The sequence below is a fragment of the Nocardia rhamnosiphila NBRC 108938 genome (assembly GCF_000720425.1).
Classification (GTDB): domain Bacteria; phylum Actinomycetota; class Actinomycetes; order Mycobacteriales; family Mycobacteriaceae; genus Nocardia; species Nocardia rhamnosiphila.
In genome coordinates, this window is record NZ_JOAJ01000009.1 from 63,043 (window position 1) to 80,338 (window position 17,296).

Annotated in this window: 16 protein-coding genes; 7 read left to right on the top strand and 9 right to left on the bottom strand. The window is 69.5% G+C overall.

Annotated features, from left to right (window positions below; genetic code table 11):
• Window positions 1-7: 7 nt before the first annotated feature.
• The 4 genes from hpt to IG75_RS0127075 are packed head-to-tail and all read right to left on the bottom strand — an operon-like array spanning window position 8 to window position 4,234.
• Window positions 8-571: a hypoxanthine phosphoribosyltransferase gene (gene hpt, locus IG75_RS0127060; protein ID WP_030524163.1), complete on the bottom strand. Its 564-nt coding sequence runs from the start codon at window positions 569-571 to the stop codon at window positions 8-10.
• Window position 572: 1 nt separating this feature from the next.
• Window positions 573-1,592: a tRNA lysidine(34) synthetase TilS gene (gene tilS / locus IG75_RS0127065; RefSeq protein ID WP_373863763.1), complete on the bottom strand. Its 1,020-nt coding sequence runs from the start codon at window positions 1,590-1,592 to the stop codon at window positions 573-575.
• A gap of 3 nt (window positions 1,593-1,595) precedes the next feature.
• Window positions 1,596-2,714, bottom strand: coding sequence for a zinc-dependent metalloprotease (locus IG75_RS0127070; RefSeq protein ID WP_081877164.1), 1,119 nt, complete (start codon window positions 2,712-2,714; stop codon window positions 1,596-1,598).
• 14 nt (window positions 2,715-2,728) lie between these two features.
• Window positions 2,729-4,234, bottom strand: coding sequence for a D-alanyl-D-alanine carboxypeptidase/D-alanyl-D-alanine-endopeptidase (locus IG75_RS0127075; RefSeq protein ID WP_036515410.1), 1,506 nt, complete (start codon window positions 4,232-4,234; stop codon window positions 2,729-2,731).
• Window positions 4,235-4,405: 171 nt separating this feature from the next.
• Between IG75_RS0127075 and IG75_RS0127080 the strand changes: the two genes are divergently transcribed.
• On the top strand, window positions 4,406-4,894 hold the full coding sequence (locus IG75_RS0127080) for an inorganic diphosphatase (RefSeq protein WP_030524167.1): 489 nt from the start codon (window positions 4,406-4,408) through the stop codon (window positions 4,892-4,894).
• A gap of 636 nt (window positions 4,895-5,530) precedes the next feature.
• Here IG75_RS0127080 and IG75_RS0127085 read toward each other — a convergent pair.
• The gene (locus tag IG75_RS0127085; protein WP_030524168.1) at window positions 5,531-6,352 is read right to left on the bottom strand and encodes a crotonase/enoyl-CoA hydratase family protein; all 822 of its coding nucleotides are present in this window, start codon (window positions 6,350-6,352) and stop codon (window positions 5,531-5,533) included.
• Between the two features lie 147 nt (window positions 6,353-6,499).
• Here IG75_RS0127085 and IG75_RS0127090 point away from each other — a divergent pair, with 147 nt between their 5' ends.
• The 4 genes from IG75_RS0127090 to IG75_RS0127105 all read left to right on the top strand — a co-directional run bounded on the left by IG75_RS0127090 (window position 6,500) and on the right by IG75_RS0127105 (window position 13,012).
• Entirely contained in the window at window positions 6,500-6,973 is a 474-nt protein-coding gene (locus tag IG75_RS0127090; RefSeq protein WP_030524169.1) for a YbaK/EbsC family protein, read from the top strand.
• A 72-nt stretch (window positions 6,974-7,045) separates the two neighbouring features.
• The gene (locus IG75_RS0127095; protein ID WP_036515412.1) at window positions 7,046-7,606 is read left to right on the top strand and encodes a flavin reductase family protein; all 561 of its coding nucleotides are present in this window, start codon (window positions 7,046-7,048) and stop codon (window positions 7,604-7,606) included.
• A 142-nt stretch (window positions 7,607-7,748) separates the two neighbouring features.
• Window positions 7,749-11,657 (top strand): Pls/PosA family non-ribosomal peptide synthetase, encoded by a 3,909-nt coding sequence (locus tag IG75_RS0127100; RefSeq protein WP_030524171.1) that lies wholly within the window; start codon window positions 7,749-7,751, stop codon window positions 11,655-11,657.
• Window positions 11,657-13,012 (top strand): M1 family metallopeptidase, encoded by a 1,356-nt coding sequence (locus IG75_RS0127105; RefSeq protein ID WP_036515327.1) that lies wholly within the window; start codon window positions 11,657-11,659, stop codon window positions 13,010-13,012. The genes IG75_RS0127100 and IG75_RS0127105 overlap by 1 nt, the downstream gene beginning before the upstream one ends.
• Here IG75_RS0127105 and IG75_RS0127110 read toward each other — a convergent pair.
• Window positions 12,997-13,185 carry a hypothetical protein gene (locus tag IG75_RS0127110; RefSeq protein ID WP_030486143.1) on the bottom strand — a complete coding sequence of 63 codons (189 nt, stop codon included), beginning with the start codon at window positions 13,183-13,185 and terminating at the stop codon, window positions 12,997-12,999. The two genes, IG75_RS0127105 and IG75_RS0127110, sit on opposite strands and share 16 nt — an antisense overlap.
• Before the next feature lie 14 nt (window positions 13,186-13,199).
• Entirely contained in the window at window positions 13,200-13,667 is a 468-nt protein-coding gene (locus tag IG75_RS0127115) for a DUF2752 domain-containing protein (RefSeq protein ID WP_051715030.1), read from the bottom strand.
• Between the two features lie 264 nt (window positions 13,668-13,931).
• On the opposite strand from IG75_RS0127115, the gene IG75_RS0127120 reads away from it, so the two are divergent.
• Both IG75_RS0127120 and IG75_RS0127125 read left to right on the top strand, forming a co-directional pair.
• A complete protein-coding gene (locus IG75_RS0127120; RefSeq protein WP_030524174.1) occupies window positions 13,932-14,984 on the top strand; it encodes an alpha/beta fold hydrolase in 1,053 nt (350 codons plus the stop codon).
• A gap of 141 nt (window positions 14,985-15,125) precedes the next feature.
• Window positions 15,126-16,046 (top strand): NADP-dependent oxidoreductase, encoded by a 921-nt coding sequence (locus IG75_RS0127125; RefSeq protein WP_030524175.1) that lies wholly within the window; start codon window positions 15,126-15,128, stop codon window positions 16,044-16,046.
• 299 nt (window positions 16,047-16,345) lie between these two features.
• On the opposite strand, the gene IG75_RS0127135 is transcribed toward IG75_RS0127125, so the two are convergent.
• Both IG75_RS0127135 and IG75_RS0127140 read right to left on the bottom strand, forming a co-directional pair.
• Window positions 16,346-16,819, bottom strand: coding sequence for a hypothetical protein (locus IG75_RS0127135; RefSeq protein ID WP_030524176.1), 474 nt, complete (start codon window positions 16,817-16,819; stop codon window positions 16,346-16,348).
• A gap of 51 nt (window positions 16,820-16,870) precedes the next feature.
• Window positions 16,871-17,278, bottom strand: coding sequence for a DUF4267 domain-containing protein (locus IG75_RS0127140; RefSeq protein WP_245713255.1), 408 nt, complete (start codon window positions 17,276-17,278; stop codon window positions 16,871-16,873).
• Window positions 17,279-17,296: the final 18 nt, after the last annotated feature.

A 17,296-nucleotide genomic window follows, 5' to 3' on the forward strand; every position in this document is an offset into this window, starting at 1 on the left:
ATTCGTTTCAGGCCTGTTCGCCGCCGTAGACCCGCGGGTGCAGCGTGCCGATATAGGGCAGATCCCGGTAACGCTCGGCGTAGTCGAGGCCATAACCGACGACGAATTCGTTCGGGATATCGAACCCCACATTGGCGACCTCGACCTGAGTGCGCAGCGCGTCGGGTTTACGCAGCAGCGTCACCACCTCGAGCGAGGCCGGGTTGCGGGTGGAGAGGTTACGCATCAGCCACGACAGGGTCAGGCCCGAGTCGATGATGTCCTCGACGATGAGCACATTGCGGCCGGCGATGTCCTTGTCCAGGTCCTTCATGATGCGCACCACGCCGGACGACGACGTGGAGGACCCGTAGGACGATACGGCCATGAACTCCATCTGAGTCGGCATCGGCAGAGCTTTGGCCAGATCCGTCATGAAGAAAATAGCGCCCTTGAGCACACCGATCAGCAGGAGATCGCCCTCCGGTGCGTCGGCCGGGTACCGCTTGGCGATCAGTTCGGCCAGTTCGCTGACCTTCGCCGCGATTTCTTCTTCGGTGATCAAGACCGAATCGATATCGTCCCCGTACACGTCAACTGGTTTCCCTTCGGTCTCGGCGTTCCCGATCGGTGCGGGCAAGTGTCAGCCTGCCATGCTCGCGAACGACGACCAACCGGGTCCCCCGCTCACCGCCTCCCACGGCCACCCCGCCCTGCCCCCGCCAGGCCACCACCAAGTCGTCGATACCGCGGATATGTGTTCCCGTCACCCCGGGAACGCCCTGGGAGAGCAGCCACGCCCGCACCGCCCGGCGGCGCACCGCGACGGCGGCCTCCGCCAGCACAGCGCAGACCGGCGTTCCGGTGCCGGCCCGCGACAGCAGTTCGCCGGCGAACGCGTCCAGAGCGGCATTGTCCTCGCGCAACTGTTCGGCGGTCCGGGCCAACGCCGGCGCCACCGCACCGCCGAGCACCTCCTCGAGCAGGGGCAGCACCTCGGCACGCAGTCGTACCCGGGTGAACTCGGGGGCGCTGTTGTGCGGATCCTCGTAGGGCGTCAGCGCGAGGTCGGCGCAGAACCGCCGGGTCGTCTGCCGGCGGACCCCCAGCAGCGGCCGGCCCCACGGGCCGTCGCTCAGGGCCATCCCCTGGATCGACCGCGCGCCCGACCCCCGCCCGAGTCCCAGCAGTACGGTCTCGGCCTGATCGTCGAGGGTGTGGCCCAAGAGCACCGGCAGACCCGATCTCGCGTCCGCCAGCGCCGCGTAGCGCGCGTGCCGTGCCGCCGCCTCCATCCCGCCGGGCCCGCCCACCTCGACCGGCAGCACCCGCGCCGACCGGCAGCCCAGTGAACGGGCCGTCGCCGCGGCCGTCGCCGCGACCACATCCGATCCGTCCTGCAACCGGTGATCCACGATCAAGGCATGCACTTCCGCGGATTCGGCGAGAGCGGCAGCGGTGAGCGCCAGGGAATCCGCGCCGCCCGACAGGGCGACGGCCACACACCGACTCTCCGGGCCGAACGCGCTCAGCCACGCCCGCACCGCTTGCCGCACACCGAGCACCGCGGGCGTCTCCGGTAACCGGATCGGCCGCTGTTCGGCGGAGGGCACCGTTCAGTCCAGGACGCGGGCGATCCAGCGCCGCGGTTCGTCGATCTCGTCGGTGCGCGGCAGCGTCTCGGCATCGGTCCACACCACGTTGAACCGTTCCATGCCCACCGTGCCCACCACCTCGTCGACGAAGGCCTTCCCGCGCACGTACTGCGCCACCTTCGCGTCGATACCGAGCAGCGCGCGCAGCAGGCGCTGTACCGGGTTCGCGGGCCGGGTCCGGCGTTTGTCGAACGCCATCCGGATCTGCTCGACCGAGGGCACCACACTCGGGCCGACCGCGTCCATCACATGGTCGGCGTGCCCCTCCAGCAGAGTGCCGAGCAGCAGCAGCCGGTCCAGTGCCGCCCGCTGTTCCGGCGGCTGAGTGGCCCGCAGCAGTCCCACCACGCCGCGCGAGGCCGGGTCGTCGGAAACCTGGCCGCTGCGCCGCAGTTTCACCTCGGTGAGCAACCGGGACAGCATCTCCGAGGTCGCCTCGTCACCGATCTCGCCGAGTACCTCGACGTTCTCGCGCATATACCCGGCCAGCCACGGCGACGCCGAGAACTGGACCCGGTGGCACACCTCGTGCAGGCAGACCCACAATCGGAAATCGGCCGACGGCACCGCGAGCGCGCGCTCGACCCCCACGATATTCGGGGCCACCAGCAGCAGCGTGCCATCCGGACCGGTGAACGGGTCGTACTGGCCCAGGATCGCGGTGGACAGGAACGCCAGCATGGCGCCCACCTGCACCCCGGCCGGTTTACCGGTGAACAGGCCGGACCGGTCCGTGGTTCCGGTGCCGGTCAGCTGCGACATGGAATCGGCCGCCGCCCCGATCCAGCCGGGCCGGTCCACGATCCGGGCCGCGGGAACGGGCTGGTCGTCGAGCAGGCCGGTCACCGCCCGCACGGGCGCCTCGGCGCGCACCGAGGCCTCGCTGAGCTCGGCTACCGCCTGCTCCGCGGCCGGCCGGGAGGTACGGGGCCCGGCCGGTACCAGCGCGGCACCGGTACGGGCCGCCCAGCGCCAATCCACCGAACCCGAAAACGTACGTCGCTCGTGCTCGCCACCGGAGCCGCCGTTCTCGGCCACTGTCCGGGCGCCGGGCCCGTCGGGACCTTGTCGAATCGTCATGCGCCCTCCAGCCGTCAGGAACATCCACAGTTGCGCAACGTGGTCGCGACGGCGTCCAAAGCGGGCCGACTGACCTCCGGGGGCCGATCGCTCGACATCAGTGTGAAGGTCAGGACCCGGCCGTCACGATCCAGCACGTAACCAGCCAACGTACTGGCCACCGACAATGTTCCGGTCTTGGCGCGCACCCAGCCGGCGCCGCCCTGGTTCTGGGTGACATATCTGCTGCTCAGCGAGCCGGTACCGCCCGCGACCGGCAGATAGTCCAGCATCGGCACCAAACGGCTTGTAAGCGTGGCGGCGGCCGGTTCCGGCTGCGCCTGCCGGCCCGCGCCCGCACCCAGCGGCGGCGCGAGCGGGGCGGGAGCGGAGGTGGTGGGCTCGGTATCCGGTTCGGGGCCGGCCGCGGTGTTGAGGACCTGGTTCAGCAGCCGGGCGGGTATCCGGTCGTCCACCGAGAGTCCGCTGCAATCGAACATCGTCACCCCGGTCATATCGAAACCGTGCTCGGCCAGCACCGCCGCCACCGCGGCCGCCGCCCCCTCGAACGACATCGGCCGCCCGGTGGCCTGGGCGACCTCCCGGCCGATGGTCTCGGCCAGCACATTGTCCGAATACACCATCATGTCGCGCAGCCGGTCGCGCAGCGGCGCCGAAGCGACCTCACCCAGCCGTTTGGTGCCCTGCGGTGCCGAACCGATACGCACCTTGGCCGGGTCGAGACCGAGTTCGGTGGCCAGCCGCCGGCCCACATCCAGCGCCGGAGTCCCCGATCGCGGCGAATACTCGCCCGCGGGATCGAGCCGGCCGCCGTCGAGCATCACCGATTCCAGCGGAGCGATGGAGCCGCCGGGGATATCGATCGGATCCCAGCCGCGGGCCATGGTCTGGCCCGAATAGACGGAAGTGTCCACCACGACCGTGTCGGCCCGGATATCCGCGTTGCGCACCTGAGCGGCCAGATCCAGCAGACTCCCCGCACCCGGGTAGTAACCCTGCCCGCCCGGCTGGGCGGTGAGCGTGGGATCACCGGCGGCCACCAGCACGATCTCGTTGGGCGCCGAACCCGCGACGACCTTGGTCTGCACTCGCTGATCGGCGGGCAGAGTGAGCAACGCCGCCGCGGTGGTCATGATCTTTGCCGTCGACGAGGGCACCCGCGGCTCGTCGGCGCGCTCACTCCACAACACGGTGCCGCTGGCCGCATCGGTGACCGATCCGGCGAAACCACCCAGATCGGGACTGGCGACCACCGGCCCGAGCGCCGCCGCGACACCCGCCGCACTCGGCGCGGGCGCGGTATCCGGGGCCGGCGCGACCTCCGGGGAAACGATGGCCGGTGCGGGCGGCGCGGCGATGGTGAGCCCACCGTGCCGGAACTCCGGCGTCCACGGTTTCAGGATCACCGCGGCCACCGCCGCCGCCCCGGCCAGCACCACCAGCACGATGATCGACCAAGTCCGTACACCGCGGCGCCGGCGCGTGGCCGAACCATACCTACCGCTGCCGCCCTGCACCACCACGTTGCCCGTCTTCTCCCTTGTCCCCGACTATCACACCCGAGCCCCCACTGAACCCATGTGCCCGCCGACAACAATATCGGTGTTCGGCTACCGTTCTCGGCGAACAACCGGGTGCGTCGGCGAGGCCGGCCACCACGGCGCATCGTGAGAGCAGCGGAAGGAGCTGGCGTGGAGTTCGACGTCACCATCGAGATCCCCAAGGGTTCACGCAACAAATACGAGGTCGATCACGAAACCGGGCGCGTGCGCCTCGACCGGTTCCTGTTCACCTCCATGGCCTACCCGGCCGACTACGGCTACATCGAGAACACGCTCGGAGAGGACGGCGACCCGCTGGACGCGCTCGTCCTGCTGCCCGATTCGGTGTTCCCGGGCGTCATCGTCGAAGCGCGTCCCGTCGCCATGTACAAGATGACCGACGAGGCCGGCGGCGACGACAAGATCCTCTGTGTCCCGGCCGGCGACCCCCGCTGGGACCACATCCAGGACCTCGGCGACGTCCCGGAATTCGAACTGGCCGCCATCAAGCACTTCTTCGAGCGGTACAAGGACCTCGAGCCGGGCAAGTTCGTCAAGGGTTCGGAATGGGTGGGCCGGGCGGAAGCCGAAGCCGAGATCCAGGCGTCGTTCAAGCGTCTGGAGGAACAGGGCCACTGAGCCCGGTGGGCGGAACTCCTGCGAGCCGGCCGGACCGCGAGGTCGGTGACGTCCTCCAGGGCACAGGGGTTCTGCTCACGGGGTGAGCGTGCGCTCCAGGTAGAGGCCAGGTGGCACGCTCATTCGGGAAGGTGAGGCAGCTACGTCCGTCGCGAGGGTCGGTGTGCGGCTTACCTGTGAAGGCGGGAAGCAGGCTTGCCCACGAAGCCCGGGGAGCGCCTCCGCCCGCGAGCGCGGGGGGCCTCTCACTGACCTGGTAGGCGGAGAGGTGGGCTCCACCGACAAAGGCGGGGTGTGAGCCGCTGGTGAAGGTGGGGTGCGAGCTCGCTCGTGAAGGCGAGAGCGTGAACCTGCTCGTGAAGGTGCTGTGTTTATTGGCGGCGCCTTCGGCGCCGCGGGGTTGAGGCCCCCTTGGTCTCGCCGTTTCGGCCTCGAGACTCGCGCTTCGCGCATGCGCTTCGAGGCCGAAACGGCGAGACGGGCCTCAACCTTTGAGGTGTCTCGTAAAACTCGACGCATGCGGGTTGCGTCGGCAGTCGACGTCCGGGGCCGCATGGTGACTCGATCGCCCGGGCTGAGCTCGCATCCGGGCCCGCGGGCAGCCGTACTCGGCAAGACCTGCCGAGGGCGCGGCGTTCAGCGGCCCTTGTACTCCGGGGTTCGCTTCTCGAAGACCGCTTGGATGGCTTCCGTCAGGTCCTCGGACGGTAGGAAGGCGGCGTTCCAAGCCGAGACGTAGCGCAGGCCTTCGGCTACCGCGGCGGAGTTCCGTTGTCCCAGTACATCCTTCACGCCCTGCACCACCAGCGGCGGGTTCGCGGCGATTTCGCGGGCGGTGGCGTGGGCTGCCTCCAGGGCGGCCTCCTGGTCGGCGAAGACATCGTTGACCAGGCCGATCTTCTCCGCCCGGGCCGCGTCGATGTCCTTGGCCGTGAAGGCGAGTTCACGCAGGTGGCCCTCCGAGATGATCCCCGGCAGCCGCTGTAGCGATCCCACGTCGGCCACGATGGCGACCTTCGCCTCGCGCAGGCTGAACTTCGCCTCCGCGCTGGCGTAGCGGATATCGGCGGCGGCGATCAGGTCCAGGCCGCCGCCGATGCACCAGCCGGACACCGCGGCGATCACCGGTTTGCGGCATTCGGCGACGGCGGTGATCGAGGCCTGCAGACGCCGGATATCGGCGAGGAAATCGGTCCGCGGGGCGGCCAGCGCGCGGTCGGCCATCAGCGGGCCGAAGGTGCCGCTCATCGCGGGCAGATCCAGGCCGTAGGAGAAGTGCTTCCCGGAGCCGGTGAGCACGATCGCCCGGACCTCCGGGTCGGCGTCGAGGCCGTGGAAGATCTCCGGCAGCTCCCGCCAGAAATCCGGGCCCATCGCATTACCTTTACCCGGCCCGGTGAGGGTCACCCGGGCGACGTGATCGTCGGTTTCGACGGTGAAAGCCTGCCAATCTGTCATCTGCCCAGCCTAAGGGGGTACGGCGGGCGGTGGGCGGCGCGCACCGGACCGGCCGCGGTCCGGGGACCGGGCCGGGGCCGAAAAAGACCTCGTCCGGTGAGTGGGGAAAGTCGCGCGGGACACTGTATATCGCTCTACCCTGTGCCCATGCGCAGGTCGCTTCCACAGATAACCTGCCGGGTCTCGGATACGTTGATCGCTCGCGGTCACCACGGGCTGATCGTCACCGCGCCGGAATCGGCGACCGGTCCCGCGGAGACCGCCGAGGCGATGGAGGTGGAACTCGGGGCGCTCGTGCATTCGGAGGTCTTCCTACTCGGCGACGAACCGATCCTGCTGCTGGTCTCGGCGGCGCACCGGGTGGATCCGGAACGTACCGGCGCACGCCTCGAGGGCACGCTGATTCCCGCACCACCCCATCTGGTGATGCGCTACACCGGCCAGCTGCCGGGCAGTGTGGCGCCCATCGGTCACCCGGCGAATCTGCCCACCTGGGTGGATGCGCGACTGTCCGGTCACCGCGAACTGTGGGCCGCCGGCGGCAGCCCGGGAACCGTCTTCCGCACCTCCTACACCGAGCTGCTGCGGATCACCGCGGGGCTGTCCATCGACCTGGATTGACCTCGCTCGCCGGCCTCCCGGACAGTGGACCAGCTCGCTGCGGCACGCCGTTCCGGGCGTAGCGTCGGCGAGGTGACCGAAGTACCACGGCCCGATACCGGAATCCGGATCCCCGACGACCTCAGCGGTATCACCGCCGAGCAGTACCGCGCCTCGATGCGCCACTACCCGTCCGGCGTCACCATCGTGACGCTCGGCTCGGCCGCCGGTCCGGTCGGTTTCACGGCGACCTCGTTCGCCTCGCTGTCCCTCGACCCGCCGCTCGTCTCGTTCAACATCAGCCACACGTCCTCCAGCCTGGAGGCATTGACCGCCGCCGAGTCCGTGGTGATCCATTTCCTCGGTGAGCACCAGCGTCACCTGGCCCAGCGTTTCGCCCGGACCGCCGCGCACCGGTTCAACGATCCCGCCCTGTGGAGCGCCCTGGACACCGGCGAACCGGTGCTGCACGGCACCCCGCTGTGGCTGCGCACCACCGTGGAGCAGCTCATCCCGATCGGTGATCACACCTTCGTGGTCGGCCGGGTGGTCCGGGTGCACGACGACACCGGCGAGGAAGCATCCGCGGCCCCCCTGCTGTATTACAACGGCCGGTACTACCGGCCGACCCTGCTCGCCGACGACGTGGAATAGCGGCCCCGCCCCTCCCTGCCGACATCGGGTGTTACCCATGGCCGAGTAATCTGTTCACCCGGTCGACCGCTGTTTGCCGTGCGGTAACCCTCGTATGAGAGAACCAGTCCGTCGGCTGGGCGATGGAAGGTGGACCGGACAGATGCGGACGCAGCTGGATGCGGAGAGCGCGCTACGGCGGGCCGAGGCCGCGCCACCGGCGCGCACCCTGGTCGATATCGTCGCCGAGACGGCCGCCGAATATCCCGACGCCCCCGCGATCGCCACCGCGGACCGCACCCTGACCTACGCGGAATTGCGCGCCGAGATCGAGAACTCGGTCCGGGACCTGGCCGCCGCCGGGGTGGGCCGCGGCGACCGGGTGGGCGTGCGTATGCCCTCGGGTACCTGGGAGCTCTACCTCACCATCCTGGCGGTGTTGCACGCCGGTGCCGCCTATGTCCCGGTGGACGCCGACGATCCCGAGGAGCGGGCCGACCTGGTCTTCACCGAGGCCCGGGTGACGGCCGAGGTGACGGCCGACGGCATCCGGCCGGTCGCCGGACGCCCGGATCCGGCGGAAGCCGGCGACGGCGCCGACCGGACGCCCACGGTGGACGACGATGCCTGGATCATCTTCACCTCGGGTTCCACGGGCACTCCCAAGGGCGTCGCGGTGACCCATCGCAACGCGGCCGCTTTCGTCGACGCCGAGGCCCGCATGTTCCTCCGGGACGCGCCGCTCGGGCCCGGCGACCGTGTCCTGGCCGGCCTCTCGGTCGCTTTCGATGCCTCCTGTGAGGAGATGTGGCTGGCCTGGCGGCACGGCGCCTGTCTGGTGCCCGCACCGCGCGCGCTGGTCCGCACCGGCGCCGATCTCGGCCCGTGGCTGGTCCGGCAGGGCATCACCGTGGTGTCCACCGTCCCGACCCTGGCCGCGACCTGGCCCGCAGAGGCCCTGGAATCGGTCCGGCTGTTCATCTTCGGCGGTGAGGCCGTGCCTCCGGAACTGGCCGAACGTCTCGCCGACCCCGACCGCGAGGTATGGAACACCTACGGCCCCACCGAGGCCACCGTGGTCGCCTGCGCCGCACTGCTGGACGGCACCGGACCGGTGCGGATCGGTCTCCCGCTGGACGGCTGGGATCTGGTGGTGGTCGACGCCGACGGCGCGCCGGTCGGCGAGGGCGAGACCGGTGAACTGGTGATCGGTGGCGTCGGGCTGGCCCGCTATCTCGATCCGGCGAAGGACGCCGAGAAGTACGCGCCCCTGCCCACGCTGGGCTGGGACCGCGCCTACCGCAGCGGCGACCTGGTCCGTAACGAGGAGGCCGGGCTGATCTTCCTCGGCCGGGCCGACGATCAGGTGAAGATCGGCGGCCGCCGGATCGAACTCGGCGAGATCGACAACGCGCTGCAGCATCTACCGGGGGTCGGCGGCGCGGCCGCCGCGGTGCGCGCCACGGCGACCGGTGCACCGGTCCTGATCGGTTATCTCACCGGTGTCGCCGCGGACTACGACCTGGCCGCCGCCCGCGCCCGGCTCGCCGGGCAGCTCCCGGCCCCGCTGATCCCCCGGCTGGTGGTCGTCCCGGAATTGCCGACCCGCACCTCGGGCAAGGTCGACCGGAACGCGCTGCCCTGGCCACTCGCCGAGGCCGGCAGCGGAATCGACCACGGGCTCACCGGCACCGCCGCCTGGGTCGCGCAGCTGTGGACCGATGTCCTCGGTGCCGAGATCACCGGCGCAGATGCCGATTTCTTCGCACTCGGCGGCGGTTCGCTGTCGGCGGCGCAACTGGTCACCGGACTACGGGCGCGATATCCGCAGGTCACGGTGGCCGATGTGTACGACCATCCCCGCCTCGGCGCACTCACAGAACTGCTCGACCAGAGCGCCCCGGCCGCTGTCGCACAGACCCGCCCGATCCGCCCTACCCCGCCGTCGGCGCAGTGGATCCAGGTGCTGGGCACCGTCGCCCTGACGACGCTCACCGGCCTGCAATGGGTCACCTGGCTGGCCGTCGCCTCCGGGGTGGCCGCGTGGTTCGAGCTGCTGCCCTGGCTGCCGCGCCTGTCCTGGTGGTGGACCGCGCTGCTGTTCCTGATCTTCATCACCCCGCTCGGCCGGATGGCGATCTGCGTGGTCGGCGCCCGGGCCCTGCTGGCGGGCGTGCGGCCGGGCAGTTACCCACGCGGCGGTTCGGTACACCTGCGGCTGTGGGCGGCGGTCCGGCTATCGGAGGCCAGCGGGGCGGAGAACCTCTCCGGAGCGCCATGGATGGTGCCGTTCGCGCGCGCCCTCGGCGCGAAGGTGGGGAAGGGTGTCGATCTGCACACGCTGCCCCCGGTGACCGGCATGCTTGAACTACGCGACGGCTGCAGTGTCGAACCCGAGGTCGACCTGTCCGGCTATTGGATCGACGGCGATACCGTGCACATCGGTTCGATCGTGGTCGGCCGGGGCGCGGTGGTGGGCGCCCGATCGGTGCTGCTGCCCGGGACCCGGATCGGCCGCGACGCCGAGATCGCGGCGGGTTCGGCGGTGTCCGGCAAGGTGAAGGCCGGTCAGGAATGGGCGGGTTCACCGGCGGTGAAGGTCGGGAAGGCCCGGCATCGCTGGCCCGCGGAGACGCCGGAGCGGGCCGTGCACTGGGTTCTGGCCTTCGGGATCGGTTCGCTGGCACTGGGTGCGTTGCCGCTGTTCGGGCTCGCGGCGGGTCTGGCCGTGATCACCTGGGGTATCCGCAACACCGCGGGTTTCACGGACGCCCTGCTGCCCGCCTTCCTCTGGCTACCGGTCGCCACCGTGTTCAGCCTGATGGTCTACGCCGTGGCGACCGTCGTCGCGGTCCGGCTGCTCGGTATCGGACTCACCGAGGGCTACCACCCGGTGCGCAGCCGGGTCGGCTGGCAGGTCTGGGCCACCGAACGCCTGCTGGACTCCGCCCGTACCTTCCTGTTCCCCCTCTACGCCTCGCTGCTCACCCCGGTCTGGCTGCGCCTGCTGGGCGCGAAGGTCGGCAAACGGGTGGAGGCCTCCACGGTGCTGCTGCTGCCCAAGTTCACCACCGTCGCCGACGGCGCCTTCCTGGCCGACGACACCATGGTCGCCAGTTACGAGCTCGGCGGTGGCTGGTTGTACATCGGTGAGGCCAAGGTCGGTAAACGCGCGTTCCTCGGCAATTCCGGAATGGCCGCGCCGGGCCGGCGGGTGCCGAAGAACGGACTGGTCGCGGTGCTGTCGGCGGCGCCGAGCAAGGCGAAGGCCGGCTCGTCCTGGCTGGGCAGCCCGCCGGTCCGGTTGCGCCGGGCAGCGGGCACCGCCGATACCGACCGCACCTTCGATCCGCCGCTGCGGCTGCGCGTCTTCCGCGGCGCATTCGAAACCTGCCGCCTCGCCGCGGTCGTGGTGACCTTCGCCATCGGCCTCGGCGTCCTGCTGGCGCTGGCCCGGCTGGCCGACCGTTTCGGCTATCCGGCAGCGGCACTGCTGTCCGGGGTGGTGCTGATGGTCGCGGGCGCGGTGGCCTGCGCGAGCGCGGTCACCGCGAAATGGGTGCTGGTCGGGCGGATCCGGGCCGGTGAGCATCCGCTGTGGAGTTCGTTCGTCTGGCGTAACGAGGTGTCGGACGCGTTCGTGGAAACCGTCGCGGCGCCCTGGTTCGCCCGCGCGGCGACCGGTACGCCCGTACTGAACCTCTGGTTGCGCGCGCTCGGCGCGAAGATCGGCCGCGGGGTATGGTGCGAATCCTATTGGCTTCCGGAGGCAGACCTGGTGACACTCGGTGACGGCGCGACCGTGGAACGCGGCTGTGTGGTGCAGACCCACCTGTTCCACGACCGCATCATGGCCATGGACACCGTGACCCTGGAGCCCGGCGCCACTCTCGGGCCGCACTGCGTCGCCCTGCCCGCCGCCACGCTCGGCGCGGCCGCCACTGTGGGCCCGGCCTCGCTGGTGATGCGCGGCGATACCGTACCGGCCTCCACCAGATGGTGGGGCAACCCCATCGCCCCCTGGACCGGCCCGGCGGCCGACCCCGAATCCGACGAGGACACGGACAGCTGATGGGGAGCAGGTTCTACGACGCCCCCATCGACGACTATCTACCGCAGAACGGAAACAGGGGCTATCGGGTATCGCGGTACGAACTGGACCTCAACTACAAGGTGTCCAGTAACCGGCTCGCCGGGCGGGCGGTGATCACGGCCGTCACCACCGCCGAGCGCCCACGCTTCTCCCTCGACCTGTCCCAGGCGCTGGCGGTGTCGAAGGTGCTGGTCAACGGCGGCAAGGCCGGTAAGTACGTTCATCAGCGCGGCAAACTCACCGTCACCCCGCGCGAGCGGATACCCGCAGGCGGGATCCTGCAACTGGTGGTGCAGTACGCCGGCGCTCCGAAACCGGTCCGCGGACCCTGGGGCGAGGTCGGCTGGGAAGAACTCACCGAGGGGTCGCTGGTGGCCAGCCAGCCCAACGGCGCCGCGTCCTGGTTTCCCTGCGACGACCATCCCAGCTCCAAGGCGAGCTACCGGATCTCCATCACCACCGATACCCCGTACTTCACCCTCGCCAACGGCGAACTGGTCGGCAAACAGACCAAAGCCGGCCAGACCACCTGGGTCTACGAACAGACCGAGCCGATGGCGACCTACCTGGCCACCGTGCAGATCGGGCGCTACCGCAGACACCAGCTCACCGACCGGCGTACGCCCGTCCCGATCCACGCGGTGATACCGACGCCGCTGCGCGCGGCGTTCGACCACGATTTCGCCCGGCAACCCGAGATGATGTCGGTGTTCAGCGACCTGTTCGGCCCGTATCCGTTCCAGAGCTATTCGGTCGTGGTCACCGAGGACGAACTCGAGATCCCGATCGAGGCGCAGGGCATCTCCGTATTCGGCGCCAACCACTGCGACGGACGCCGCGGTGCCGAACGCCTGGTCGCGCACGAACTCGCCCACCAGTGGTTCGGCAACAGCCTCACCATCCAGCACTGGTGCGATATCTGGTTGCACGAGGGTTTCGCCTGCTACGCGGAGTGGATCTGGTCCGAGGCCGCGCACGGGCCCAGCGCCGATCAGCTGGCCCGCGCGGCCTGGCACACCCTGCGCCGGGAACCGCAGAGCATCGTGGTCGGCGATCCGGGACCCGAGCTGATGTTCGACGATCGGGTCTACAAACGCGGCGCTCTCACGCTCCACGCCCTGCGGCTGGAGCTGGGTGATACCGCGTTCTTCCGGCTCATCCGCGATTGGACCGCCCGCCACCGGCACGCCTCGGTCTCCACCGAGGAGTTCACCGACCTGGTCGGCCACTACAGCGTGGTCCCCATGCAGCCGCTGTGGCAGGAATGGCTCTATGCCGAACCGCTGCCGCAGCTGCCGCCGGTCGGCGGCAGTGCGGGTCAGAACACCAGGTAGCGACCCGCGAGTTGCTCGACGAGTGGATCGTCGTCGGCGACGCTGTTCAGCGCCTCGAGGTCGGCGACCACCGAGATGAGCCGTGGATCCTCTGGTTCGGCACCCATCGGGCCGTCCTCGGTCAGTTGCCGCAGCAATTTGTCGCGTATCCGGTCCTTGAGTGAATCGCGCATCTGAACCTTTTCTGTCAGACCGGCGTCAGCCAGGTGCCCCAAGGGGTATTGCGCACCACCGTGTAGACGGCGATCGAGCCGAGCAGCGTCCACATCGTGAAGCTGCTGATTCCGGGCACGCGCGGGCCTTCGCCCCGCCACGCCCGGATCGCCCAATCGCCCACCCACAACACGTAGAGCGTCAGCACCGGCAGCGCCAGCAGGTTGCTGTGCAGGGAATCGACGAGATGTCCCTCGGTCAGGTTGTGTACTGCGCGCATACCCCCGCAACCCGGGCAGTACACACCGAACAGGGCATAGACCGGGCACAGCCCGTACGCGCCCTCGATATGCGGGTCGCGGACGTGCAGCAAGAGCACCGCCGCGGCCCCCGCGGCGGCCGCCGCCCCGGGCAGCAACAGTCCACGCCATCCGGGCCCGGCCGCTTCCGGAACCCCTGGGCCCCCGAGCTCGCGCGGGTCGGCTGCGTCCGAGTCGTTCACGACCTTCACGGTAGTCGCGGCCCGCGGGTTGACGCCACAACCACCGGAGGTGCTTGCTCCGGTTGCATCGAAGCAAGCCCCGGTTGCATCGAACAGGCATAGAACTTCCGGCGAATGGGCAATCCTCAGCTAACAGTGCCCCGTGCCGCACCGATATTCGGGACAACAACGACATCCCGGATGAAGCGAACCGGAACGGCGCTTGCTCTTGTAAGCACCCAGCTTGCAGGGTTACCGTGTCAGCAGGCACAAAGGAGTGTTCTGATGCTGGTGAAATCGATAACCGCGCTGTCGCAGGCGCATCAAGGGGCTCTGACCGCCCCGTACCGAGCTACGTTGCGCGCGCGCCGATTCCGTACGGCCCACTACAACGCGCCGGCCGCCCATCCCGAGGTCGTTCCCGTCACCACCGTCGACGGCGCCCGCCTGCGCGTGCACTCCTACGGTCCCGCCGATGCCGAGCCGATAGTGCTCGTCCACGGCTGGAGCTGTTGTATCGAGTACTGGTACCCCCAGATCAACGCCTTCGGCGACCGCTACCGTGTGATCGCCTACGATCAGCGCGGCCACGGCGACAGCACCCTCGGCCGCGCACCGCTGGGCGACCGCACCCTCGCCGACGATCTCGCCGCTGTCCTCGACGCGACCCTGCGACCGGGCCAGCAGGCCCTGCTGGTCGGGCACAGCATGGGTGGCATCACCCTGCAGGCCTGGGCCGCCCGCCATCCCGACCAGGTGGACCGGCGAGCCCGCGCGGTCGTACTGGCCAACACCACCTCGGGCAATATCCGCTACGACACCGATCTGCTGCCGCTGCTGAACAAGCCGCTCAGCCTCGGAAGCCAGCCGCTGAGTCTGCTCGGGTCGCCGATCCGGTTGCCGATGATCGTCGCGGAGTCCATCCTCACCACACCCCTGCCCCTGCCCGGCGGCTGGGCGGCCCGCGAGATCTTGAAAGAGCGCATCATGGCCCGCGGGGCCACCAACGAACAGGCCGAATTCGCCCTGAACATCGTGCGTTCGTGCCGTCCGCTGGCCCGCGGCCGGCACGCCGCGATCCTGGCGGATCTGCAGCTGGGGGCGGCCGCGGCGAATCTGACCGTGCCCACCACGATCATCGCCGGCCGTTACGACCGCCTGCTGCCCGAACGGATGTCGCGCCTCATCGCCGACACCATGATCGAGGCCGGTCACCGGCCCGACTACCAGGTCTGGCCCACCGGCCACCTGGGCAATATCGAGCGGATCGACCATTTCAACAACGAGCTGACCGCCATCCTGAACCGCACCAGCCCCCGGTCCGCGGCCGCGGGCTGAGCGGGAAGTCCCCGAGTCCGGTCAGTGTCGCCCGGCTCGGCGGACCCTCCGCACCGGTCGGCCGCCGCCGTACGGATTCCGGAATATCGCTTGCGGCGCGTCGTTGCACGCAATGACGACCGCAACCGTTAGGACTGGACTATGCGCGCAGCGACCTACGACCGCTACACCACCGACAACAGCGATATCCAGGTGCGTGACCTGCCGAAACCCAAAGTTTTCCCGGGTTCGGTACTGATCGAGGTGCGCGCGGCCGGGGTGAATCCGGTCGACTGGAAACTGATGTCGGGTGCGCTGGACGGCCTGATCGATGCGACCTTCCCGGTGATCCCGGGTTGGGACGTCGCCGGGATCGTGGTCGACAAGGGTACGGACACCCCGGAATTCGAGGTCGGTGACGAAGTACTGGCCTACGCCCGCAAAGATGTCCTCAAGGACGGCACCTTCGCCGAACTGGTCGCCGTCCCGGCGGCGCGCGTGGCCCGCAAACCGGCGGATCTGCCCTGGGAGCAGGCCGGCGCGCTGCCCTTGGCCGGCGGTACCGCCCTGCGCACTCTCGATCTTCTCCAGGTGACCGCCGAGGACACCGTGCTCATCCACGCCGCGGCCGGCGGGGTGGGCAGCCTGGGCGTCCAGATCGCCCGGGCGCGCGGCGCCCGCGTCCTCGGTACCGCCTCGGAACGCAACCACGATTTCCTGCGCGAACTCGGCGCCGAACCGGTGGCCTACGGGGAAGGCGTGGTCGAACGCATCCGCGAACTCGCCCCGGACGGTGTGCAGGCGGTGGCCGATTTCGTCGGCGGCCAGCTCGACACCACCCTGCCCGTTCTGGCGAAGAACGGGCGCCATGCCTCGATCGCCGACGGCTCGGTGACCGAACACGGCGGCCATGCGGTCTGGGTTCGCCCGGACGGCACCCAGACCCAGCGCCTCGCCGACCTTGCCGCCAAGGGCGACCTCGTGGTCCCGGTCGCGGCGACCTTCTCCCTGGAGGAAGTCGCCGATGCCTTCGCCGCGGGCCAGTCGGGCCATACCCGCGGCAAGAACGTCATCGTGCTCTGACGTGGGGCCGAGCTCCGGGCCGCCCGGGCGCGACGCGACTTCACGCCGACAGCAACTCGCGGCCCTGACCGGGCTCGCCGTCAGCACGATCCAGCGATTCGAAAACGCCGAGCGCTCGCCGGGATATGCAGCAGCTCCACGCACTGTGCACCGCACTGGAGATTCCGATGCGGGAATTCGTCGAGCCGGCACTCGAGGGAATCGAGCCGGCCGGCGAGTAACCGCTCCGGCCGGCTCCGCCGACAAACGCGGTCGGCCGGGCGGATATTCGTCCCGCCCGGCCAACCGGAAACTCGCAATCAAGCGATGACCAAGGTGACGAGCAACGCGACCAGCGCGAGAGCCTGCAGGATCACCCGGGGATAGAGAATGCTGTCCCACCGCTCCTGCAGCGCACGGGCATTCGGCGGAATCACGCCGGATCGAGCGGCGGCCTTCTGTGCCGTATTGATCGGCTTGGCGATCCGCGCATAGAGGACGAGCCACACCACGAGGGCGAGCACCGCGAGCCCCGCCGAAACAGCGGCACCGACAGCCCCGGTCAGGGCGGCGACGACCGCGGCCGCCAACGCCGCCACCACTCCGGTGACGCCGACCGGCGGCATCCGCGAATCCGCGTAGTAATGCCCCCAGCCCGCACTGAGCGTCATGGTGGCGTCGTCGAGCCGGCGATAGACCGACCGCATGACCAGCGCACCCAAGACATCGGTGCCGTAGACGACGGCATTGGCGAGAACCGCGACGGCGGCGAGGATCTGAATGGACATGGACATGACAGGCTCCTGAGTCTTACGGATTTCAGCTGGTGATGGTCGGTTCGGCAGTTACGCCGGGACGGGGACGGAAGCAGTGGACTCGCGGATGAGCAGCAACCCGGTGAGGCCCACGAGCAGTGCGGTGAGGCCGTGGACTCCGAAGGCGGTTGCCGTCGAGCCGTCGTAGGCCAGCACGGTGGCCATATCGCCGATCGGGATCAGCGCCACGACGAGCATGACGACCCCCAGCGCGAAACGCTGCCCGAGCGCCAGCAGCGCGAGGAGGAGGATCCCGCTGGCCGTATCGCGTACGCCCTTCAAATTCATGAATGCGGCGGCGTCACCGGTCGGCCACTCGGGCAGGCCGAATCCGGTGGCGATCGACTCGGGGGCGATCAGGTAGTTGATCCCGATGTAGAGGATGAACGCCGCCCCGATCAGCGACAGTGCGGTGGCGATACGCCGAGTGGTGATCATGATTGCTCCGATTTCTAG

Coding starts and splice junctions, on each gene's coding strand:
- IG75_RS0127135 (WP_030524176.1), bottom strand. CDS start 16,819: ATGTCCATGTCCATTCAGATCCTCGCCGCCGTCGCGGTTCTCGCCAAT.
- IG75_RS0127085 (WP_030524168.1), bottom strand. CDS start 6,352: ATGACAGATTGGCAGGCTTTCACCGTCGAAACCGACGATCACGTCGCC.
- IG75_RS0127120 (WP_030524174.1), top strand. CDS start 13,932: ATGCTGGTGAAATCGATAACCGCGCTGTCGCAGGCGCATCAAGGGGCT.
- IG75_RS0127090 (WP_030524169.1), top strand. CDS start 6,500: ATGCGCAGGTCGCTTCCACAGATAACCTGCCGGGTCTCGGATACGTTG.
- IG75_RS0127140 (WP_245713255.1), bottom strand. CDS start 17,278: ATGATCACCACTCGGCGTATCGCCACCGCACTGTCGCTGATCGGGGCG.
- IG75_RS0127070 (WP_081877164.1), bottom strand. CDS start 2,714: ATGACGATTCGACAAGGTCCCGACGGGCCCGGCGCCCGGACAGTGGCC.
- IG75_RS0127100 (WP_030524171.1), top strand. CDS start 7,749: ATGCGGACGCAGCTGGATGCGGAGAGCGCGCTACGGCGGGCCGAGGCC.
- IG75_RS0127110 (WP_030486143.1), bottom strand. CDS start 13,185: ATGCGCGATTCACTCAAGGACCGGATACGCGACAAATTGCTGCGGCAA.
- IG75_RS0127125 (WP_030524175.1), top strand. CDS start 15,126: ATGCGCGCAGCGACCTACGACCGCTACACCACCGACAACAGCGATATC.
- IG75_RS0127105 (WP_036515327.1), top strand. CDS start 11,657: ATGGGGAGCAGGTTCTACGACGCCCCCATCGACGACTATCTACCGCAG.